The 22,301-nt window shown below is 67.8% G+C and carries 16 protein-coding genes; 3 read left to right on the top strand and 13 right to left on the bottom strand.

The genetic code is table 11. The annotated features are described in order from the left end of the window. Positions 1 to 5: 5 nt before the first annotated feature. Positions 6 to 611 carry a YqgE/AlgH family protein gene (locus tag ADBZ6K_RS20775; RefSeq protein ID WP_526350185.1) on the top strand — a complete coding sequence of 202 codons (606 nt, stop codon included), beginning with the start codon at positions 6 to 8 and terminating at the stop codon, positions 609 to 611. Here ADBZ6K_RS20775 and ADBZ6K_RS20770 read toward each other — a convergent pair. The 3 genes from ADBZ6K_RS20770 to ADBZ6K_RS20760 form a co-directional block, all read right to left on the bottom strand. Further along, positions 608 to 1,678: a bile acid:sodium symporter family protein gene (locus tag ADBZ6K_RS20770; RefSeq protein ID WP_526350183.1), complete on the bottom strand. Its 1,071-nt coding sequence runs from the start codon at positions 1,676 to 1,678 to the stop codon at positions 608 to 610. The genes ADBZ6K_RS20775 and ADBZ6K_RS20770 overlap by 4 nt on opposite strands. Then, entirely contained in the window at positions 1,675 to 2,046 is a 372-nt protein-coding gene (locus tag ADBZ6K_RS20765) for a hypothetical protein (RefSeq protein WP_526350219.1), read from the bottom strand. The genes ADBZ6K_RS20770 and ADBZ6K_RS20765 overlap by 4 nt, the downstream gene beginning before the upstream one ends. 91 nt (positions 2,047 to 2,137) lie before the next feature. After that, positions 2,138 to 3,079, bottom strand: a complete 942-nt coding sequence (locus tag ADBZ6K_RS20760; protein ID WP_526350181.1) for an LpqN/LpqT family lipoprotein — start codon at positions 3,077 to 3,079, stop codon at positions 2,138 to 2,140. A gap of 218 nt (positions 3,080 to 3,297) precedes the next feature. On the opposite strand from ADBZ6K_RS20760, the gene leuS reads away from it, so the two are divergent. Next, positions 3,298 to 6,180: a leucine--tRNA ligase gene (gene leuS / locus ADBZ6K_RS20755; protein ID WP_526350179.1), complete on the top strand. Its 2,883-nt coding sequence runs from the start codon at positions 3,298 to 3,300 to the stop codon at positions 6,178 to 6,180. A 53-nt stretch (positions 6,181 to 6,233) separates the two neighbouring features. Here leuS and ADBZ6K_RS20750 read toward each other — a convergent pair whose 3' ends face one another. Continuing rightward, positions 6,234 to 6,899, bottom strand: coding sequence for an SDR family oxidoreductase (locus ADBZ6K_RS20750; protein ID WP_526350177.1), 666 nt, complete (start codon positions 6,897 to 6,899; stop codon positions 6,234 to 6,236). 54 nt (positions 6,900 to 6,953) lie between these two features. On the opposite strand from ADBZ6K_RS20750, the gene ggh reads away from it, so the two are divergent. Next, positions 6,954 to 8,294: a glucosylglycerate hydrolase gene (ggh, locus tag ADBZ6K_RS20745; RefSeq protein WP_526350175.1), complete on the top strand. Its 1,341-nt coding sequence runs from the start codon at positions 6,954 to 6,956 to the stop codon at positions 8,292 to 8,294. Positions 8,295 to 8,310: 16 nt separating this feature from the next. Here the strand turns inward: ggh and ADBZ6K_RS20740 are convergent, their stop codons facing one another. The 9 genes from ADBZ6K_RS20740 to ADBZ6K_RS20700 form a co-directional block, all read right to left on the bottom strand. Beyond that, the gene (locus ADBZ6K_RS20740) at positions 8,311 to 12,903 is read right to left on the bottom strand and encodes a WD40 repeat domain-containing protein (RefSeq protein ID WP_526350173.1); all 4,593 of its coding nucleotides are present in this window, start codon (positions 12,901 to 12,903) and stop codon (positions 8,311 to 8,313) included. 350 nt (positions 12,904 to 13,253) lie between these two features. Next, a complete protein-coding gene (locus ADBZ6K_RS20735) occupies positions 13,254 to 14,294 on the bottom strand; it encodes an AAA family ATPase (RefSeq protein ID WP_526350171.1) in 1,041 nt (346 codons plus the stop codon). Positions 14,295 to 14,300: 6 nt separating this feature from the next. Then, the gene (locus ADBZ6K_RS20730) at positions 14,301 to 15,575 is read right to left on the bottom strand and encodes a TIR domain-containing protein (protein WP_526350169.1); all 1,275 of its coding nucleotides are present in this window, start codon (positions 15,573 to 15,575) and stop codon (positions 14,301 to 14,303) included. 167 nt (positions 15,576 to 15,742) lie between these two features. After that, positions 15,743 to 16,198 carry a MarR family winged helix-turn-helix transcriptional regulator gene (locus ADBZ6K_RS20725; protein ID WP_526350167.1) on the bottom strand — a complete coding sequence of 152 codons (456 nt, stop codon included), beginning with the start codon at positions 16,196 to 16,198 and terminating at the stop codon, positions 15,743 to 15,745. An 86-nt stretch (positions 16,199 to 16,284) separates the two neighbouring features. Further along, on the bottom strand, positions 16,285 to 17,082 hold the full coding sequence (locus tag ADBZ6K_RS20720) for an LLM class F420-dependent oxidoreductase (protein WP_526350165.1): 798 nt from the start codon (positions 17,080 to 17,082) through the stop codon (positions 16,285 to 16,287). A gap of 22 nt (positions 17,083 to 17,104) precedes the next feature. Further along, positions 17,105 to 19,195: a PhoX family protein gene (locus tag ADBZ6K_RS20715; protein WP_526350163.1), complete on the bottom strand. Its 2,091-nt coding sequence runs from the start codon at positions 19,193 to 19,195 to the stop codon at positions 17,105 to 17,107. Between the two features lie 192 nt (positions 19,196 to 19,387). Continuing rightward, on the bottom strand, positions 19,388 to 20,488 hold the full coding sequence (locus tag ADBZ6K_RS20710) for an inositol-3-phosphate synthase (RefSeq protein WP_526350161.1): 1,101 nt from the start codon (positions 20,486 to 20,488) through the stop codon (positions 19,388 to 19,390). Between the two features lie 74 nt (positions 20,489 to 20,562). Further along, complete coding sequence (locus ADBZ6K_RS20705) at positions 20,563 to 21,108, bottom strand: PadR family transcriptional regulator (protein ID WP_526350217.1); 546 nt, start codon at positions 21,106 to 21,108, stop codon at positions 20,563 to 20,565. Positions 21,109 to 21,329: 221 nt separating this feature from the next. Then, entirely contained in the window at positions 21,330 to 22,178 is an 849-nt protein-coding gene (locus tag ADBZ6K_RS20700; protein WP_526350159.1) for a DUF1707 domain-containing protein, read from the bottom strand. Between the last annotated feature and the right edge of the window lie 123 nt (positions 22,179 to 22,301).

The raw sequence follows: 22,301 nt of genomic DNA, 5'->3' as shown, positions 1-22,301 counted from the left end.
GTCCAGTGGCGCAGTCAGACGACCCGGAGGACTTCATCGCGCCTGCCGCACAGCGGGTGCGGGCGGGAACTCTGCTGCTTGCCAACATCGACTTGCTGGAGCCGACGTTTCGGCGCAGCGTCATCTACATCGTCGAACACAACGACGGCGGAACCCTCGGCGTCGTGCTCAACCGGCCGAGCGAGACGGCCGTGTACAACGTTCTGCCGCAATGGGCGAAACTGGCCACCAAACCCAAGACGATGTTCATCGGCGGACCGGTGAAGCGCGATGCGGCGCTGTGCCTTGCGACGTTGCGGGTTGGGATGGATCCTGCCGGGATCCCCGGGATCAGGCACGTTCAGGGCCGGATGGTGATGGTCGACCTGGACGCCGAACCCGAGACGATCGCACCGGTCGTCGAAGGGGTGCGGGTGTTCGCCGGCTATTCCGGCTGGACCATCGGCCAGCTCGAAGGCGAGATCGAGCGCGACGACTGGATCGTGTTGTCCGCGTTGCCCTCCGACGTGCTGGTCGAGCCGCGCACCGACCTGTGGTCGCGGGTGTTGCGCCGTCAGCCGTTTCCGATGTCGCTGCTGGCGACCCACCCGATCGACATCAGCCGCAATTAGCGATCGGCCGGGCGCGGCGGCTCGGCGCCTTCGGTCGGCTCGGCGTCTTCGGTCGAGGTCGGCGGCGAAGTCTCTAGCGGCTGGCGGGCCAGCCTGCTGGCGATGACGGCGCAGACGATCAGCTGGATCTGGTGAAAGATCATCAGCGGCAACATGATCACACCGACGGGGGTGTTCTGTGACGAGCCGAAGAGCACCAGCGCCATCGGCAGCCCGGAGGCGAGACTCTTCTTCGACCCGCAGAACAGCAGCACCACCGTGTCGGCGCGGTTGAGCTTCGCCGCGCGGCCGACGAGCACGGTCACGGCCAGCATGACGGCGAGTATCAGGGAGCACACCACCGCGACCGCGACCACCCGAAGCGGCTGCACGGTGCTCCAGATGTGCTCGGTCATGCTGATGGAGAACGCGGTGTAGACCACGAGCAGGATCGAGCCGCGGTCGAACGCCTTGGTCACGACCGCGTGCCGTTTCACCCAGCCGGCCAGCCACGGCCGCAGCAGCTGACCCACCAGGAAGGGCAGCAGCAGCTGCAGCACGATGTTCAGCACGGCCGCACCGTCCACGTTGCCGCCGCTGGTGTGCAGTAACAACACCACCAGCACGGGGGTCAGCAGCACACCGAGGATGTTGGACACCGATGCGCTGACGATCGCGGCGGGTACGTTGCCGCGCGCGATCGAGGTGAACGCGATCGACGACTGCACCGTCGAGGGCACCAGGCACAGGAACAGCACCCCGGTGTAGAGCTCGGGGGTGAGGACCGTCGGCACCAGTGCGTTGGCGGCCAGTCCGAGCAGTGGGAACGCGACGTAGGTGCACGCCAGCACCAGCGTGTGCAGTCGCCAGTGCCGCAGTCCGTGCCAGGCCTCCGTCGGCGACAACCGCGCGCCGTAGAGCAGGAACAGCACCGCGATCGCGATCTTGGTCAGCACCGACAGCGCATCGGCGAATCCGCCCCGTGCGGGGAACACCGTCGCGACGGCCACCACGCACAGCAGCAGCAGAACGAAGGTGTCGATAGGCAGGCTGCCGATCCGCGACACCAGGGACGGTCGGGGGCTCACCGACACGAGAACGTGCAACTAGCGCAGACGCCCCCGCAGCCCACGTCGGACCCGCCGGCCTTCTGCGGGGTCTTCTGCATGGCCATCGCCGTAGCGCCGACCTTCGCGATGTGCCAGCTGCCGGCGGCGACGGTCGCGACCGCACCGACGACGCACAGGATCAGCACCAGCAGGCCGGTGGTCGCGTCCGCGGACAGTGCCACCGCCCCACCGGCCGCCAACATCACCGCTGCGGCCAACTGGGCGGGCGCCAGCGCCCGGAGGAGCTGGCGGTCGGGGTCGCCGGCGTGCGGCCGGGCCAGCGTCCACACCCCGGCGACACCGATCCCGACGGCGGCGCACAGGCACAGGACAGCGGCGATCAGCATGGCCACACAATACGAGGCGTAGCTCAGCCCGTCCTCGTGGGCGCGTCCCCCGGGCGCCAGGCTTCGCCCGGGGGCCGACATCTTCGCCCGGTTACCCGGGCAAGCCCAGCATCTGCGGCGGTGCGGGCGCCGGAACGGCGGCGGGGGCCGCGGGCAGCGGTGCCGCCGGGACAGGGGGCGCGGGCGGCGCGAGTGGCGCCGCCGGTGCGTGTGTTGCGGCACCCGGGACGGCCACCGTGAATCCAGTCACGATGGCGTCGGTCGCGTCGCCCGCTGCGACTGCCTGGTCGACGGACGTGGTGACCGACAAGGTCACCAGGTACTTGTCGGGGCCCACGGCGGCGATGACGTGGCGTCGGGAGGTGTTCAGCGTCATCGTGCTGTCCCGGTAGGTGCCCTCGATCAGCGATGACGGCATGCCGCCGTAGTCGGCGAGCGACGCGTCGGTGGTCCGCCACGCGGGCAGCTGCTGGCTGTCGATGAGTCCGTGGCTGATGGCTTCCTTCGGGTCGAAGTCGCCGACCAGCTTGTACACCACCACCTGGGCGTTGGAGGTGTACAGCCCGTCACCGCCGACGCGGTCGGCGATCACCGCGAACGCGTCGGGGACGTTGGGGTCGGGCACCGGGGACCAGCCCGACGGCATCGGCAGCACGATGTTGAGCGCCGTGAAGTTCTGGCTCGACTGTGGTTCGAGGCGCACGCCCTTCTCGTTGAAGAAGTCGCGCAGGCTGCCGGAACTGGCAGGCAGGATCGTCTGCGGGGCGGGCGGTTCGATGGAGGGTCCCAGCAGCGTCGGGTCGGCGGGCGGCTCTGCCGCCGCCGGGGTCGGCGGGACCGCGAGCGGGTTTGCGTCGGGGGAGGCGCCCGGCGCCACGGTCACGGTCTGAGTCACCGTGGCGGGACCGGGAAGCGGTGGTAGCGGGAACGTTGGCTCTGCCTCGGCGGTGGTGCCCGCGAACCCGACAACACCGGCGACGGCCACGGCCGCGCCTCCTGCCAGAACCCGCCAGTGGCGGGCTATCTCGATCATCGACCTCGATCCTTCCGACCTATGTGGGCTCTGTGCGCCCTGCGTCAAGGGACGACCCTATCGGCCTGCGAGTGTTAGCCACCAGGCTTGGAACTGACCTGGAACCAACCCCTGATCGGTCTGCAACGGAACCGATACCAAGCCGTGCCCTCGCGCTCAGCGAGCCGCGGCCGTGTGGGCCGTAAACTGCGCCGAGCCCGCCTTATACCCTGTTGGGCGTGACCGAATCCCCGACCACGCAGTCGCAGCTGGATCCCGACAGGGACGCACAGGCCGCCGACGTCCCGCGGCACCGCTACAACGCGGCGCTCGCCGGGGAGATCGAGCGCTCCTGGCAGGAGACCTGGGCCCGGCTGGGGACGTTCAACGTCGCCAACCCGGTGGGTTCGCTGGCGCCGGAGGACGGCACGGCCGTACCGGCGGACAAGATGTTCGTGCAGGACATGTTTCCCTACCCGTCCGGCGAAGGTCTGCACGTCGGGCACCCGCTGGGCTACATCGCCACCGACGTCTACGCTCGCTACTTCCGGATGACCGGCCGCAATGTGTTGCACGCGTTGGGCTTCGACTCGTTCGGTCTGCCCGCCGAGCAGTACGCGGTGCAGACGGGCACCCATCCACGCACCCGCACCGACGCCAACATCGTCAACTTCCGCCGCCAGTTGGGCAGGCTGGGTCTCGGACACGATGCGCGACGCAGCTTTTCGACGACCGACGTCGACTACTACAAGTGGACGCAGTGGATCTTCCTGCAGATCTACAACGCCTGGTTCGACTCCGCCGTGAACAAGGCCAGGCCGATCAGCGAGTTGGTAGCCGAATTCGATTCCGGCACAAGAACTCTGAATGACGGACGCAGCTGGTCGGCATTGTCGGCGGGGGAGCGCGCCGAGGTGGTCGACGATCATCGGCTGGTCTACCACGCCGATTCGATGGTGAACTGGTGTCCGGGATTGGGCACCGTGCTGGCCAACGAGGAGGTCACCGCCGACGGCCGCAGCGATCGCGGCAACTTCCCGGTGTTTCGGAAACGGTTGCGGCAGTGGATGATGCGCATCACCGCCTACTCCGACCGGCTGCTCGAGGATCTCGACGTGCTGGACTGGCCCGAGAAGGTCAAGACGATGCAGCGCAACTGGATCGGCCGCTCGATCGGCGCGCAGGTACACTTCGCGACCGACGCCGGCGATATCGAGGTGTTCACCACTCGCCCGGACACGCTGTTCGGTGCGACCTACATGGTGCTGGCGCCCGAGCACGATCTGGTCGACACGCTCGTCACCGAGGAGTGGCCGAGCGGCACCGACGCGCGGTGGACGTATGGCGCGGCGACCCCCGCCGAAGCGGTGGCGGCCTACCGAGCCGCGATCGCGGCGAAATCCGATCTGGAACGTCAGGAGAACAAGACCAAGACCGGTGTGTTCACCGGTTCCTACGCCACCAATCCGGTGAACGAGCAACGGATCCCGGTGTTCATCGCCGATTATGTGCTGGCTGGTTACGGTACCGGCGCCATCATGGCGGTGCCCAGCGGTGACCAGCGCGACTGGGAGTTCGCCACCGAGTTCGGCCTGCCCATCGTGGAAGTGGTTGCCGGCGGCGATATCTCGCACGGCGCGTACAGCGGCGACGGAAAACTGGTCAACTCCGACTACCTGAACGGTATGTCGGTGGCCGACGCGAAGGACGCGATCGTCAGCCGGTTGCAGGCCGACGGCCGCGGGCAGGCCCGCATCGAATACAAGCTGCGGGACTGGCTGTTCGCCCGGCAGCGGTACTGGGGGGAGCCGTTCCCGATCGTCTACGACGCCGACGGGCAGGCCCACCCGTTGCCGGAGTCGGCGCTGCCGGTCGAACTCCCCGACGTGCCCGACTACTCGCCGGTGCTGTTCGACCCCGACGACGCCGACAGCGAGCCGTCCCCGCCGCTGAACAAGGCCACCGAGTGGGTCCACGTCGACCTCGACCTCGGCGACGGCCTACGGCCCTACACCCGCGACACCAACGTCATGCCGCAGTGGGCGGGCAGCTCGTGGTACGAGCTGCGCTACGCCGACCCCCACAACCCCGACGAGTTCTGTGCCGCGGAGAACGAGGCGTACTGGATGGGCCCGCGGCCGGCCGAGCACGGTGCGCACGACCCGGGCGGTGTGGATCTCTACGTCGGCGGCGTCGAGCATGCGGTGCTGCATCTGCTGTACTCCCGGTTCTGGCACAAGGTCCTCCACGACCTGGGGTATGTCTCATCCCGCGAGCCCTACCGCAGGTTGGTCAATCAGGGCTACATCCAGGCCTTCGCCTACACCGACGCGCGCGGCGCGTATGTACCCGCGGCCGAGGTCACCGAACGGGACGGAAAGTTCTTCTATGCCTCGCCGGACGGTGAGACGGAGGTGTTCCAGGAGTTCGGCAAGATCGGCAAGAGCCTGAAGAACTCGGTCTCGCCGGATGAGATCTGCGACAACTACGGTGCCGACACGTTGCGGGTCTACGAGATGTCGATGGGCCCGTTGGAGGCGTCGCGGCCGTGGGCAACCAAGGACGTCGTCGGTGCGCACAGGTTCTTGCAGCGGGTGTGGCGGGTCGTCGTCGACGAGAGCACCGGCGACAAGCGGGTGGCAGAGCATGAGGCGATCGACGACGAGACGCTGCGTCTGCTGCACCGGACCATCGCCGGTGTGGCCGAGGACTATGCGTCGCTGCGCAACAACACCGCGGCCGCCAAGCTCATCGAGTACACCAACTACCTGACCAAGGAGGGCGTCGCCGCGCGCGCCGCGGTCGAACCCCTGGTGCTGATGGTGGCTCCGCTGGCGCCGCACCTGGCCGAGGAGCTGTGGCGGCGGCTGGGCCACGACACCTCGCTGGCCCATGGGCCGTTCCCGGTGGCCGACCCGGCCTATCTGGTCGACGACACGGTGGAGTACCCGGTGCAGGTCAACGGCAAGGTCCGCGGCCGCATCACCGTCGCGACCGACGCCGCCGTCGACGCCGTGCAGGCCGCGGCGCTGGCCGACGACAAGGTCACCGCCTTCCTGGCGGGTAAGGCGCCCAAGAAGGTGATCGTGGTGCCCGGCCGGCTGGTCAACGTCGTGGTCTAGCGATTTCGGCGCGCTTTCGTACGCTCCGCGACGAAAGGCGCGCCGAAATCGCCTCAGCTCGGGCGGACGACGATCTCGTGGATGTGGGCGTCGGGCGGTGCATTGACGACCCCCGCGATGACCTCGGCCACCGCGGCAGGCCGTAGGAAATCCGAGGGCCGGTAGTCGCGGCCCTCGAATGCGATCAGCCGCTTCTGCATCGGGGTGTCCACCCGGCCCGGATGCACCGAGGTGACCCTGAGCAGGGGTTCCTCCAGGCGCAGCGAGTCGGCGAACGCCCGGGCGGCGAACTTGCTGGCCGAGTAGGAGGCCATCCCCGAGTGCACCCGCAACCCCGATCCGGAGTTGACCACCACCACGTGCGCCCGGGAGTTGCGTAGCACCGGCAGCAGCGCCTGTGTGAGCGCCACCATGCCGACGACGTTGACGTCGAAGCTGGTGCGCCACTCCTCGACCGTTGAGTCGGCGAACTCGGCGGGGAACATGACGCCCGCGTTGTGGATCAGTACGTCCAGGGCATCGATCGGCTCGACCGCAGCGTGGACCTCGTCGAGGTCGGAGAGGTCCATCGGCCAGGTGGTGGCCCCGAACTCCGCGGCGAGCGCGTCGAGTCCCTCTGATTGCCGACCCGCCAGCAGCAGGGTGTGGGTCGGTGCGAGCGCGGCCGCGATGGCCCCGCCGAGGCCGCCGGCGGCGCCGGTGATCATCGCGGTCGGCATCCCACAGACCCTACCGATCTGCACGTTGTGCGATCGCGTCGCATCATTGATGCGATGCCACCAGATCCCAGCTTTGCGCCAACGCAACTCGCCGCCCGCGCGGCCTATCTGCTGCGCGGTAACGACCTCGGAGTCATGACCACCGCGGCGCCCCTGCTGTATCCGCACATGTGGAGCTGGGACGCCGCCTTCGTCTCCATCGGGCTGGCTCCGCTGAGCGTGGAGCGCGCGGTGGTCGAACTCGACACGCTGTTGTCCGCGCAGTGGGGCAACGGCATGATCCCGCACATCGTGTTCGCCAACGGCGTCGACGGGTACTTCCCCGGCCCGGCCCGGTGGGCGTGCTCGGCGCTGGCCGCCAACGCCCCGCGGACGCGGCACACCTCCGGGATCACGCAGCCGCCGGTGCATGCGATCGCGGTGCAGCGCATCCTCGACAACGCGCGCTACCGCGGCCGGTCCACCCGCGCCGTCGCCGAGTCGTTCCTGGACCGACGGTGGACGGATCTGGTGCACTGGCACCGCTGGCTGGCCGAAGCGCGCGATCCCAAGGAGCGCGGGCGGGTCACGCTGTACCACGGCTGGGAGTCCGGGATGGACAACTCGCCGCGCTGGGACAGCGCGTACGCCAACGTGATTCCCGGCAACGTGCCCGAGTACCAACGCGAGGACAACAAGATCAACACCGACGCCACCCAGCGGCCGTCGGACCTCGAGTACGACCGGTACCTGTGGCTGCTCGAGGAGATGAAGTCGGCGCGCTACGACGACGACCTGCTGCCCAAGGTGATGAGTTTCTCCGTCGAGGACGTCTTTGTCTCGGCGATCCTGTCGGTGGCGTGCACGGTGCTCGCCGAGATCGGCGAGGACTACAAGCGCCCCAATTCCGACGTGCGCGACCTGTACGCGTGGGCCGACCGGTTCCGTGCCGGGGTCATCGAGACGACCGACGAACGCACCGGTGCGGCAAAGGATTACGACGCGCGCGCGGAAAAGTGGGTGGCCACCGAGACCATCGCCCAGTTCGCGCCGCTGCTGTGCGGCGGGCTTTCGCACAAGAAGGAACGCGCCCTGCTTCGGCTGCTGGAAGGCCCCCGGTTCTGCGGGCACCCAGATCTGAAGTACGCGGTGATCCCGTCGACGTCGCCGGTGTCGCGCGACTTCCGGTCCCGCGAGTACTGGCGGGGTCCGGTGTGGCCGGTGATGACATGGCTGTTCTCGTGGTGTTTCGCGCGGCGCGGCTGGGCCGAGCGGGCCGCGGTGTTGCGCAGGGAGGGTCTGCGCCAGGCCAGCGACGGCACGTTCGCCGAGTATTACGAGCCGTTCACCGGCGAGCCGCTGGGCAGCATGCAGCAGTCGTGGACCGCCGCCGCGGTGCTCGACTGGCTGGGCTGAGTCCGTCCGGGCCGGCTCATCTCGACGCACTCCCGGCCGAATCCGGCCACACGTCAATCTCGCGAATCCCGCGTTCCTGCGCCCGCATGATCACCTCTGTGCTGCGGCGTGCCGGTTGGTTGGTGCGGGGATCGGTGACGACCAGGACGGCCGCAGCTGATCCGCCGATTGCTTCGGCGACGGTCAGCATCCACCGATCGCCTCTGCCCGCAAGGGAGCGCGGTGACTCGGACGGCCATATCTGCGACGCGACGCTGACCGCGGCCTGATCGAGGATGGCTGCGACCCGACCCGGTGCGAGCCAGTCGTCGGCCGTCGGATCCGGAACCGTGTCGAGCAGGATCCGCACGGTGGCCCCTCGCTGCAGCGCCACGTCGGCCGCGGGCAGGTCGCCGACGTCGGCAATGATGAGTTCGTCGCCACGGCCGACGGCCCGCCGGTGCAGGTGTTGGTCGATCCTCCTGCGTAGTTCATCGATGTCCACCGCGCGGGGTTCGGAGTGGTCCACCGGCCCGCTGAAGGCGATCACTCGCCCGGCCCGCGATCCCTCCGCCGCCGCTCGGCGGTTCGCCGCTGCACGCAGGCTCGCCACCAGTTGCGGCGCCGCCCAGGAAAACAACCCGGCCAGGTGCGCGAAGGGCATCCGCAGCAGGACGCCGTAATCGGACTCGCGGGCCCGAATCTGGAACGGACTACCGGACACCCACTGCGCGGTCGACGGTAGGACCCCGTAGCGCATCTCATAATCGCAAGCCACGGTGCGGGCGACGGTGTCAAGCCCGTCCGCGATCAGGCGCTGCCAGTGGTCGAGGAACTCGAAGATGTCGAGGCGGTCGGAGAACCCGGGCGTGCCTGCGGCGGTGAGCTGGTCGCGGAACTCGCGCCACGCCAGCAGATGAGTCGGAGCGAGTCGCGGACGCGGCCCGGTGGGCCAGAGAATCGCCGACACCAACTCCCCGGCGAGCGCGGCGGCCCCGCTCAGTTCGGAGCCGACGAGCGTGTCCGGCTGGGTGACCGCGCCGACAGTGCCGAGCGCGGCGGCATCCGAGCGCTCGAGCACGTCAAACAGCCAGTCGATCGTCTTGCGGAACACTGGCGCAGTACTTTCCAGCGTTGCCTGGTGAGGGGTCAGCCGGTCCACGGACATGCCCAAACTTTGAAGCGCGACGTCGTTGTCCGGTGGGAATGCCGCATACCGGATGGTTCGTGTGCCCGACACCAGAGTGTCGGCGACCGCGCGCAACCCGGCTCGCAGCGCCGCCACATAGGTGACGTCCGTCGGCAACCCCAGGCCGACTGCCGCGCGCTTCCAGTTGTCGGGCGGGTCTTGACGAACCGGGAGATCGATGACCGCGCCGGCGCATTCGGCGAAGCCCCACTCGGAGTACTTGCGGACGAGCTCGAACACTTCCGTGCCGAGCGCATCGTCGACTATGCGTTCCAGATATGACCGGTCGACTGCGTCGCGCAAGCCCGGCAGGCCGACGTGGAAATCCAGGGCGATCGACTGCAGGAGGTCGGCGAGGTGAGCGGCCGCGTCGGCATCTGCCGGGGCGCGGCTCCGGGTCGTTTCGCGGACAGGCGCCGACGCCGGGCTGAACGCGACACTCAACACCTCGTCGGTGTGGCCGGTCAGTGGTGTTCCCACCGGCTGTCCTGTGCTGACGTTCCACAGCCGTACCGTGCCGTCGCTGCCGGCGGAGGCGATGCGGGTGCCGTCGGGGGTGACTGCCACGTCCCAGACTCCGCCGGTGTGGCCGGTCAGTGGTCTTCCCACCGGCTGTCCTGTGCTGACGTTCCACACCCGTACCGTGCCGTCGTTGCTGCCGGATGCGAGCTGCGCGCCGTCAGGAGTGAACGCCACGCTGGTCACCATTGCGGTGTGGCCGGTCAGCGGGGTACCCACCGGGATTCCGGTGTCGGCGTCCCATATCCGCACGGTTTGGTCGTCGGCTCCGGAAGCGATGAGGACGCCGTCCGGGGCGAACGCCACACCGCTCACCGGCCCCGTGTGGCCGACCAGCGGCGCTCCGATCGGCTGTCCGGTGTCGGCGTCCCATATCCGCACCGTTTGGTCGTCGCCGCAGGAGGCGATGCGGGCGCCGTCGGGGCTGAATGCCACGTCCCACACCCCGCCGGTGTGGCCCGTCAGCGGCCGTCCCGTGAGCTGTCCGCCGAACGCATCCCACATGCGCACCTGGCCGTCCTGCCCGCCGGAGGCCAGGTGGGTGCCGTCCGGACTGAATGCCACGCTGTTCACCGGCCCGGTGTGGCCGGTCAGTGGCGATGCGGTCGGCCCTCCGGCCCGCGCATCCCACACCCGCACCGTCCCGTCATTGCCGGCACTGGCCAGCAAGGGATGTTCGCTTCGCGGTTCAGCGGCGCCGGCGTGCGCGCGGCCGATCACCTCCTCCAGGCGGTCCACGGTGTCCCCGGCGAGGGCGATGAGTTGTCCGCGGGACAGCGCATTCCGGTCAGGGATGAGATCCGTGATGTCCACGGCAGGTAGGTGGTCCACATCTCCCGACGGCGGTCCGTCGGGCCGCCCAGCGACGTAGCGGATACGCCGGGACAATCGCAGTCGGCCGTCGCCGTCGAATTCACAGATCCACAATGTGCCGCCGATGAGATCGCCAAGCTCACCGGGCGGCTCACCGATGATCAGCGCGTGCGGACGGGCCGGAACCTGACCGAGCGCCGCGGCCAAGACCGACAAGCCGACGGCGTAGGAGGATTGGTAGCCCAGGATCATGCCGACGAGCCGCCGATCAACGACAACGGGACAGCCAGTCAACTCGTCGGTGTCCTCCCTGCGATCGAGCCAGACGGTGAATCGGGTGGTGTCAGAGGTGTTTTCGAAGCCGCCGCCAAGCTGTTGGGGAGGTCCCGACGATCGCGCCAGAGCGCCGCGCCACCTGTCGTGAGGGACCAGCGGCGCATCGTCGGGCCCGACGTTCAGCACCGGAGCATGCAGCCTCGGGCGGGCCAGGCGCAGTACCAACACCTCGGCCGTGTGCACCACTGCGCTGACGGGTATGCGCTCCCCGCCATGGAGAACGAAGCTGCTGATGCCCTTCGCCGCAGTAACCACCAGATCCGGCCCGACGAAGAAGCCTGTTTGGCCGAGATCGGGTATCCACACGCAACTTTCAGCTGGATCCCCGCCACTCCGGGAGTCGGCACGGTATTTGCGACCGGCCGCATCGCGCAGGCTGACGGGCCCGGCACCGACGTCGACGTCGATGCGCTCGCCTGCGGGTACCGAAACCCGTGCGACACCGCCGGGCCAGCCGACCTCGAGCAGCGGGGGATTGGTCTGCGGCACGCGAATCAGCACGGCGTCCGATGCGCGCACAGATCCCATCTCTACGGCGGTGCCGCTGTGGCGGACCAGCAGCGGCACCGTCGGCAGCGACCGCATCACGGCGTCGATCGGCAGCGCGAGCATGTCTGTTCCCACGCCTGGATCCTCCCGACCACCCAGTTGGGACAGCAACCATCCGCTCGTCGAACGGAGAGCGTCGTCCGGCAGCCGCGGCGCGGCCTGTCGGGCCCAGAAACTGAGGTCCGAGCCGGTGACTAGCGCGACGACGGCGGAAGCGAGCGCGTTTTCGATATGCGCACCCTCGCCGGTGACGGTGCTCCACGCCACCGTCTCTTCGAGCCGAAGCGGAGGCGACAGTCCGGCGTGCAGCTCCGTCATCAGGATGCGCGCCTTCTCGACGACTTCACGTTGTGCGGGATCCTCCCACCTGTGTCGCAGCCGCGTGAGCAGCTCGCCGACGACCGCCACGCTGAAGGAGAAACCGTTGCGTCCGGCTGCCCGCACCAATGGGCTGAACCACAATTCGGATTCCGCCCACACGTCCAGTCCCGGTGCCAGTCGAATACGCATTCGTCGCAGCAGTTCCGGCGACACAGTGACCGCCGGGGCGAGCAACTCGGCCAGACGCACCAGCTCCGGGTCGCGGGCGGCCAGGGTCGCAACCAAGCCGTCGGCACCGCGTGTCTGCAGTACTACAGATTTCGCGGCGATCCCGAGTGCAGTGGGCAGCCGCCGGCCTGCCCGCGCTTCCAGGACGGTGCGGACGCTGGTCCTGCTGTCCCACTGCACCATGGCCACTGTGGGGGCGAGCTCAGGGGGGCGCGCCCGGTGCGGCGTCAGCATGACGAGGGTCGAGCCGCGGTGGGACAGGGCCGCCGCAATCCGGTTCCATGCGACGGCGTCGGCGTCACCGTGGCCGGAACGGCCGAAGTCGGTGAGGGCGAGCACCGGGGTCCCGCGATCCGGGGGCTGATAGCCCTCCGGTGTGTCGACGTAGTGGCGCTCCGAGACGGCGGATCGGCCCACCACCGAACGCACCGTGTCGATCAGATCGTGACAATCGCGACGGAACGGCTCCAGCGCCCGTCCTCGATCGACCAGAATCTGGACACCCGATCGCAGGGTGGGGACCGGCACGAACGGAACCTCGCGCAGAAGATGGCCGCGCGCCAGCACGGCGAGCGCGCGCGGCCAATCGACACGTCGTCCAGGGCGGGTCGTGGATAGTGCGGCGGACAGGATCGGGCGGGCTGACGGCAACTGGAACAGAGAGGTCAGCGGCATCGGTCCAGCCTCGGTCCTCGACCGGGTCAGCGGGCGCACGTGGGCCCACGGATTGGGCGTATCGGAGTCGGGAGGATCGGGAGGTATCTCGCACACTGCGCCGAGCGGAACCACCGGAGTATCGGTCACATTCGCTACTGCAGTCCTCGCGAGTGGAGGAGGCTCCAAGTGCGGGGTTTCGTCAACGCCGCTTCTCGGTGGCGTGAGGTCTGCGCGCGATGCGCTTGGCCGCGGCGCCAAGGACATTCCAAGCATCCCGAACACCGCGGCGGTCGTCGACTCGCCGGACACCTCCAACCTGCTCAGCGCTACCGCCGCGTCGGCCAGCCAGACACCACCGGCAGGTGTTGTCATGCCGACGCCGGTTTCTCCATCGTCGCCCGCACCAGCCGAAGCCAGTTCTCGTCGGACTCCTCGGAAGTGATGCCGAGCTCACGGCAGGCCCGCACCGCGTCGAGGTACTCGGCGGTTCCCGGCGCCCGCTCGCCGCCGGCGAGATGCTTGCGGACCTGCGCCAACTTATCGGCCACAGCCGCGAATAGCGCGGTGTCGGTTGGACTTACAGCGTGATCGCCGGGCCCGTAGAAATGCAGTTCGGCGATGCGCGCCAAGGTGGTGGAGTCCGGCGGCCGCAGTGTGTGCACAACGCACCGGCGCACGAAGGCCGGCGGTAGCTGGCGCTCCTCGTTGGTGGTGACGATCACGAGCATCCTGCCCGCCGCGCCGATCCCGGCAACGCCGTCACCCCGAGCGCGCAGACGATCTTCGAAGCGTCGCCCATCGACGGGTGTACCCGTTTCGGCGACGGTGAAGGTCCACGCGCTCAACGGAACGAGCAATGCGTTGGGTACATCTGGATCCGCTTTGTCCAGTTCGTCGATGAGCAACACCGCGTGGCCCCGCCTGCGCGAGGCGTTCGTTTCCGCCAGTGGCTCGACGGCAGGCGAAACGCCGGAGCCATCGGCACCGCGTCCCGCAGCGGATTCCGGATCCAGCATCCACCACAACGGACCGGGTTCGACGTAGGACGCGTCGATGATGGGCCGCTGCGCCTGAGCGTCCGAAAGACGACGCACCGCGTCGAAGCGCCATAAGAGGTCCATCGCGACAGTGGTCGAGCTGACCACGTGTTCGTAATAACGCCAGTTGAGATTTCGTGCCAGGTAAGCCGCGAACGACGACTTGCCACTCCCGGGCTCCCCCCGCAACAGCAGCGGTCGTCCGGTGGCCAGCGCAACGTTGACCGCCAGCAGCAGGTCCGGCGCGACGTCGTACACCGCGCCGTCTCGCCGGTCGGCCACTTCGCCTCTCTCGGCGGATGCGCTCCACGCGGCGTAGTCGTCGGTCAGTTCGCCGATGAGCGACCGGTAGCCGTTGGCAGTTGCGGACATTGCACCTCACGCATCCAGTTCGATCAGGTTCTTGGCGAAGATCCTGGCTTCCTGCTCGCATTCGGCGCCGAGGTCCGGTCGAAGCACATATGGCGCAGGGTTCAACTGCAGCAATGCGTCTCGGCCCCGGCCCGCCATCACCACGTAGGTGACCTCACCGAATCGCGTACGCAGCCGGTCAACGATCTCGGGCGTCGCCGCGCCGTATCCCACCACGACGAAGAACGGCCGTCCGACGGTAACGTCGCCCGGTTCGGTGGCGCCTCGTTCGATGATCTCCTGTTCCAGGTGATCGATGACAACCTCGGGGTCATCGCCCGCATCGTCGGGTGCAACCAGACGATTGCTGGATAGCTGGCCGCAATACGCGCGGAGGACGACGTCGCGTCCGGTTGCCGGTTCGGTACCTGCGACGAGAATCGTCCGCTGCCCCGGCGGTTTTGCCGTGATCAGTGGAAGAATCTTGGCGGCGGCCGCGGGCACCCAGAGCGGCTGAACATGCTGCCTCATGCGGCGCCAGTCGATGTCGAAGCCGGCGAGCTGTTCCAGCGCCCGCAGCGTCGTTCGCCATTCGTTCAGCAGCAGCTCCCGCGCGACACCTTGACCCGGATTGCCCAAAACCTGTTCCAGCCGTGCGTCCGAGACCTCGCGGTCGGCCATTCCGAGGGCTTCCATCATCCTGCGGAGGTCCGGGAGCTCTATCCCACGCCAGCATGACGTCACCTTTCGCGCCCAGATATCCAACCCGGTGTCACCGAGACTTGTCACCACCCGATTGAAACGGGACGCCACCAGCCGCGCCGTATCGTCGATCCCGTCGTCGGATCCGTCGAGGATGTCGACACTGACCGCTTCGGACTGAATCGCCTCGAGACTCAGCGGACCGAACCCGTGTTCCTCAAGGTCCGACAAATCGACACCCATCAATACCGGCACGATGACGATCGGGAAGCCCAATGCCTGTATCCATGTCAGTACCGTTGCCTCCTTGAGCACCCACCTCGATTGAAGCGATTCCGGCGTCAGCAAAAGCACGGCTCCATGGCATCGGAGAAGCCCGTGGTGAATGGCATCGCGCCATAGCATGCCCGGCTCGATGTCGCGCTGATCGAGCCACGGCTCGGTCCCGAGGTCCTCCAGAGCCAGCTTGATCGCATCCCGCAACTTCCGCGCGACACAGAGTCGCCGCCATCGGGCACGCTGGTCCTCGCCCGCATCGGGTGGAGGCGCCTTCTCGGCGTCCTTGACGCTGTGGCTGATGAACACTGACGCGGTAGTCATGCAGCCCCTTGAAGAAGCGTCCCCTCAGAAGTCCCGTCCGACTGTGTCCCGCGTCTCCAACACATGACGCGCGAACTCGCAGGCAAGCAGATTACCGGCATGGGGTGGCGCTGATGCAGCAAATCGGCGTGACAGCGCGCCCGCACCAGTACGGCCCGGGTATGCAGCTAGTCGTCGGCCTGTCCGGCGAGCCGCTCAAGCGGCGCGATCACATTGGTCAGGGTTTGCAGATCCTCTTCGCTGAGCTTGGACAGCATGCTCGCCAGCGCCGATCGCCGGTTGGCCAGCGACTCACGATGCTGGGCCAGCCCTCGCGGGGTGATGTCGACGAGCACCGCCCGCAGGTCGGACGGATCGCGGGTGCGTTTGACCAGGCCGAGCTTCTCGAGCCGGCGGATCGCCACGGTGGTGGTGGGGGTGCGGACCCGCTCCAAGGCCGCCAGTTCGGTCATCCGGATCGGACCCTTGTCCAGCAGGGTCAGCAGGATCGAAAGCTGCGCCAGGGTGAGCTCGCCCGCCGTCCCACGGTTGGTGTCGCCTCGGCGGAGTACGGAAAAGACCTTGGAGAGTGCCCGGTGCAGCTCCCCGGCGAGCTCGGTGACCTGCGGTTCGGTCTCAACCATAGTTCGCCAGTCTAACGTGTCTGGCCCTGACATTATGGCGTGTTGGGGTTGTCTGACCAGGATTTTCGCTCCCCGGACGGGACCGGTCAGCCCGCCGTTCGGCGATCACGCCAGCGGCACAGCGCCTCAGCCCGCGTCAGGTCGTAGTCCGGTCCGTTGACCCCGACGGTCAGCAGCGTCACCCCGAGGTCGGTCAGCGCGTCGGCCTCGGCCAGCAGCTCGTCGAGGGTCTCGGCGCCCTCGATACCCGCCGAGTGTTCGATGGTGGCCGGGTCGCGGCCGACGGCGGCGCAATGCCCGGCGAGCACCTCCGCCTTGTGCGGGTAGGTGCTGCGGTCGACGAAGTAGTGCCACGCGTCGCCGTACTCGGCGACCATCCGCAGCGTCTTCTTCTCACCGCCGCCGCCCATCAGGATCGGGATCTCCCGTGTCGGAGCCGGGTTGAGTTTGGCCAGCCGGGATTTGATCCGCGGCAGCGCGGTTGCCAGATCGTCCAGCCGGCCGCCCGCGGTGCCGAATTCGTAGCCGTACTCGTCGTAGTCGCGCCGGAACCAGCCCGAGCCGATGCCCAGGATCAGCCTGCCGCCGGAGATGTGGTCGACGGTGCGCGCCATGTCGGCGAGCAGTTCGGGATTGCGATACGAGTTGCAGGAGACGAGCGCGCCGATCTCGATGCGGGAGGTCTGCTCGGCCCACGCGCCCAGCATCGTCCAGCATTCGAAATGCGCCCCGTCGGGATCCCCGTACAGCGGAAAGAAGTGGTCCCAGTTGAACGCGACATCGACGCCGATGTCTTCACAGCGACGCACGGCGTCGCGAATGAGGCTGTACTGCGGGGAATGTTGCGGCTGCAGCTGCACGCCGACGCGGATCGGAAAGGTCACCACTCCACCGTAGGCGTCTCGGCTACACGCCGATCTGTCCGTCGGGCCGCCAGACCGCCACCACCGACGGGCGTGCGGTGCCGTTGCCGCCTTCCGGCCAGCGCGACAGGGGGTCGTCGATGCTGTTGTCGTCGTGCTCGCCGGGATGCTGTACGCACACTGTCACGAGGTCGTCGGTGACGATCGGTCCGCAGGTTTCGGCGCCGATCGGCACGGTGAGGAACTGGCGGGTCTCACCCCGGTTCGGCCCGTCCAGGGCCACGGCGAACAGGCCGTCGTTGGAGTCCAGCGCGTTGCCGTCGGTGGAGATCCACAGGTTGCCGTGGCTGTCGAAGGCGACGTTGTCGGGGCAGGAGATCGGGCTGACCTTGGATTTGTCGAACCCGCCGTAGTAGGTGTCCGCGGCGGCGGGGTCACCGCACACCAGCAGCAGGTCCCAGGTGAAGCCGGTGCCGGCGTGATCGTCGGTGATCTCCAGGATCTGGCCGCTCTTGTTGTCGTTGCGTGGGTTGGCCGCGTCCGGACCCGGTTCGCCGTCGGCGCCGCGGTCGTCGTTGTTGGTCAGCGCGACGTACACCTTGCCGGTCGTCGGATTCGCCTCGAAATCCTCGGGGCGGTCCATCTTCGTCGCGCCTGCCTTGTCGGCGGCGAAGCGGGTGAATATCGCGACCTCCTGAGGGGTGAAGCCGTCGACCAGCGACTCGGCCCGGCCGTTGGGGCCCGAGCGCAGCAGCGGTATCCAGGTGCCGGTGCCATTGAACGCACCCTGGGCGGGCAGCTTGCCGGAGCCGTCGATCTCACTCCCCGGGATATCACTGGACAGCTTGGCGACGTAGAGCGTGCCCTCGTCGAGGATCGTCATGTTGTGGGCCATCGCCGCCGGGCTGAATCCCTTCCCCGTCGCCCCGGTACCGGGCTCAATCTTCTTGTCCGACACGAACTTGTACATGTAGTCGAACCGCTGATCGTCGCCGCTGTAGGCCACCACGGTGCCGTCCCCGGTGACGTAGATGTTGGCGGCTTCGTGTTTGAACCGGCCCATCGCGCTGTGTTTGACCGGAGTCGACGCGGGGTCCCACGGGTTGAGCTCGACGACGTAGCCGAAGCGGTTGACCTCGTTGGGGGTCTGGGTCAGGTCGAAGCGGGGATCGAACGTCTCCCACCGACGCTCACTGGGCTCCAGTTCGATGCCGTAGCGATCGAAGCGGTCGGCCTCCACCGGGTTGGCTGCCTGGGCGCCCTCTGCCGCGCCGAAGTAGCCGTTGAAGTTCTCCTCGCCGGAAAGAACTGTGCCCCAGGGTGTTACGCCACCGCTGCAATTGTTGATGGTCCCGGCGACGGTGGTGCCGGTGGGGTCGGCTGCGGTCTTGACGAAGTCGGTGCCCGCGGCGGGACCGACCAGCGTGAACGGGCTGTCGGCGGTGATGCGCCGGTTGTAGCGGCTCATCACCGGCGTGAGTCCGTCGGGGGTCCGCTCGACCTCGACGACGGTCAGCCCGTGTGCGGCAACGCCGATGTCGAACTGGTCTTTCGTCGGCGCGTCCGGGTTGTAGCCGGGGTGCATGAACTGTTCGGTGGTGTACTCATGGTTGACGACCAGCAGGAAATGGTTGGGTGATCCGTCGATCGGCAGCAGTCCCGCGAAGTCGTTGTTGAACCCGAACTGCTGGCGCTGCGCCGCGGCGCTCTGCGCGTTCACGTCGAATGCCGGCGCGCCGGGCAGCACCGGATCGCCCCAGCTGATCACCACGGACTGCCGGTAGCCGTCCGGAATCACCACGGCGTCTTCGGAATTGGGTGCGACGGCCGCGAAGTTCATGCCGGCAGGCGGCTCAGCTGGCAGCTCGGACGACGTCGGTGCCGCGGCGGGCTCCTCGCTGTTCGAGCACGCCGCCAGCGCGCTGCCCGCGCCGACCGCCAACACGGTGACGGCCCCGGCCCGCAGCGCGGTCCGCCGTGACACGGCGCGCGCGATATCGCCGAAGTACTCGTTGTCGCTCGTGTTGGGAGCCGGGTGCGCGCAGGCGTCGCCGCACTTGTAGCGGCACGTCACATGCTGACGTTTGGACTTACCGTCATGGGCGACAAAAAGATTCAGCGGCACGAGGGCCATGTGCGCGGGTCCTTCCGGAAGCGGATCCGGTCGGGGCTGGCGACCGGGACTCGCGGAAACCTACGGCACGTTGGCAAGCAGTTGTCGAGCAGCTGGTTAACAGCCGGCAACGATCCCGCACTGTTGCGACTGCGGGGAGATCGCGATCCGGCTCCCGGATACGCGATCTCCCCGCAGACTCAACGCTGTGTGTCAGCCTTCGATGAACTTCTCGAGCTCGACGCGGGCGATGTCGTCGGCGATCTGCTTGGGCGGGCTCTTCATCAGATAGGCCGAGGCCGGGATGATCGGGCCGCCGATGCCGCGGTCCTTGGCGATCTTGGCCGCGCGCACCGCGTCGATGATCACGCCTGCGGAGTTGGGGGAGTCCCACACCTCGAGCTTGTACTCCAGGTTCAGCGGCACGTCACCGAAGGCGCGGCCCTCCAGGCGCACATAGGCCCACTTGCGGTCGTCGAGCCACGCAACGTGATCCGACGGGCCGATGTGGACGTTCTTGTCCTCGACCTTGCCGGCCAGCGAACCCGTGAGGTTGGAGGTGACGGCCTGGGTCTTGGAGACCTTCTTGGACTCCAGCCGCGAGCGCTCCAGCATGTTCAGGAAGTCCATGTTGCCGCCGACATTGAGCTGGTAGGTGCGGTCCAGCGTGACGCCGCGGTCCTCGAACAGCTTGGCCATCACGCGGTGGGTGATGGTCGCGCCGACCTGGCTCTTGATGTCGTCGCCCACGATCGGCACACCGGCGTCCTCGAACTTCTTGGCCCACACCGGATCCGAGGCGATGAACACCGGCAGCGCGTTGACGAAGGCCACACCCGCGTCGATGGCGCACTGGGCATAGAACTTGTCGGCCTCTTCGGAGCCCACCGGCAGGTAGGACACCAGCACGTCGACCTTGGCGTCCTTGAGCGCCTTGACGACGTCGACGGGGTCGCTATCGGAGATCTCGATGGTGTCGGCGTAGTACTTGCCGATGCCGTCCAGCGTCGGGCCGCGCTGCACCACCACGTCGGTCGGGGGCACGTCGGCGATCTTGATGGTGTTGTTCTCCGACGCGAAGATCGCCTCGGACAGGTCGAAGCCCACCTTCTTGGCGTCTACGTCGAAGGCGGCGACGAACTTGACGTCGCGGACGTGGTAGCGACCGAGCTTCACGTGCATCAGGCCGGGCACGGTCGCGGTCGCGTCGGCGTCCTTGTAGTACTGCACACCTTGCACCAGAGAGGAGGCGCAGTTGCCCACCCCGACAATGGCGACCCGGACGTCGTTCGATACTCCGGTGGTCTCAGACATGCGACGTTCTCCTTAGCTTCCTTCTGATCACGCGTGCGGATCTCTTCGTTTGATCTCTAATGACTGCTCTGTTGTTATGACTGCTCGGCGCGACCCTGTGCCGTGCGTTCCGCCGCTATCAGCTCGTTGAGCCACTTCACTTCGCGCTCGCTGGACTCCAGCCCGAGCTGATGGAGCTGGCGGGTGTACCGGTCGAATGAACTGCTGGCCCGTGCGACGGCTTCGCGCAGGCCTTCGCGGCGTTCCTCGACCTGGCGGCGGCGGCCCTCCAGGATCCGCATCCTGGCCTCGGCCGGCGTGCGGTTGAAGAACGCCAGGTGAACGCCGAACCCGTCGTCGGAGTAGTTCTGGGGACCGGTGTCGGCGACAAGCTCGGTGAATCGCTGCTTGCCCGCGTCGGTCAGGCGGTACACGCGCCGGGCGCGCCTGCGCATCGTCGTGCCCGCGGGCGCGGCGTCTTCGACGATCAGCCCGTCGGTCTGCATGCGCCGAAGGGCCGGATACAGCGAACCGTAGGAGAACGCCCGGAAGGCGCCCAGCAGGCCGGTGAGCCGCTTACGCAGCTCGTAGCCGTGCATCGGTGATTCGAGCAGAAGGCCGAGGATGGCCAGTTCCAGCAACGAAGTCACCTCCTTCAGCGCACACGCATCCGCCGCTACGACGGTCCAACACCTCGTCCCATAGTATCGCGCCGATATATTCGGCGCCACAGATCGCCCCTCAGATCGCCCCGAAAACTCCCCGCGAGCGTGCGTGTTTGTACGCGACACGCCGCGCGACGGCGTACAAATGGGCACGCTCGCCACAAAGGGCGAGGCACGTCAGAAAGGGCGAGGGGGCGTCAGGACGGGTAGTTGATCTGCTTGACGGTGCCGTCGGGCGCCAACTCGATGTAGCCGCTGCCATAGTCGCTGGAGACGTACACCGACACCGACAGCTCGCTGGGAGCGGTCGGATCGCCGGAGGGATCGAAGATCAGATAGGTGCTCGTGACGTCGGCGGGCTTGATGCCCAGCGTCTCCGGCGCCCCGCGCAGCACGCCGACGACCGTCTTCGCGTCGAATGCGTTCAGGTCGACCTCGCGGGCGTCGGAGCTGCGGGAACTGGAGGTGGGATCACCCCACCCGCCGCGGTAGGTGTAGTTCAGCTCGCGTCGTTCCTCACCGGGGTCGGGGCGCGTCAGCGACGCATAGTCGGGATAGACGACCATTCGGAAGCCGGTGGTGTCGCCGAACTTCTGCTTCATCTGCTCCAGCAACCCGGTCAAGCCGCCGAGGGAATGCAGCTGGCGCGGCGGGGTCAACACCACCGGTGTGATGCCATCGGATTTGGCGCCGGGGTCGGAGGTGAAGCTCAACGGTGAGGTGGTGTTGCCGTAGAGCCCCCAGCCGATTCCGATGCCGAGGACCACCAGCACCCCGGCCACCGCCGCCCGCATACCCCAGCCCGAGGTCTGCAGCCGGGGCCGTCGCTTGAGATTAGGCAGCTGCACCGGTGCATTGCTGGTCTGCAGGTCGGCGACGAGCGCCTGAAGGTCGCCGAGCGTCGCGGCGTTGGTGGCGGCGCCGACCCGCTGGCGGTGTTCCGTCATCGACAGTTGCCCTTCGCTCAGGGCGGTGTCGAGGATCTGGCAGGTGTCGTTGCGGTCGCTGTCCTTGGCCCGCGTCCCCGATGTTTGCCGTGTCACCACGCGACGATCGTATGAGTTGCCCGCCGATTCCGGCGGCCGGACCGATCCCGTCCGCGACGCCGGGTACCGGCTCCCAGCCGCCGTGACCGATGTCATGGCCGACGAGAGGCGATGCAACACCGC

Origin of the sequence: Mycobacterium sp. (assembly GCF_044223235.1) — a bacterium.
Lineage (GTDB): Bacteria > Actinomycetota > Actinomycetes > Mycobacteriales > Mycobacteriaceae > Mycobacterium.
This window is presented reverse-complemented; position numbering and strand designations above follow the sequence as displayed.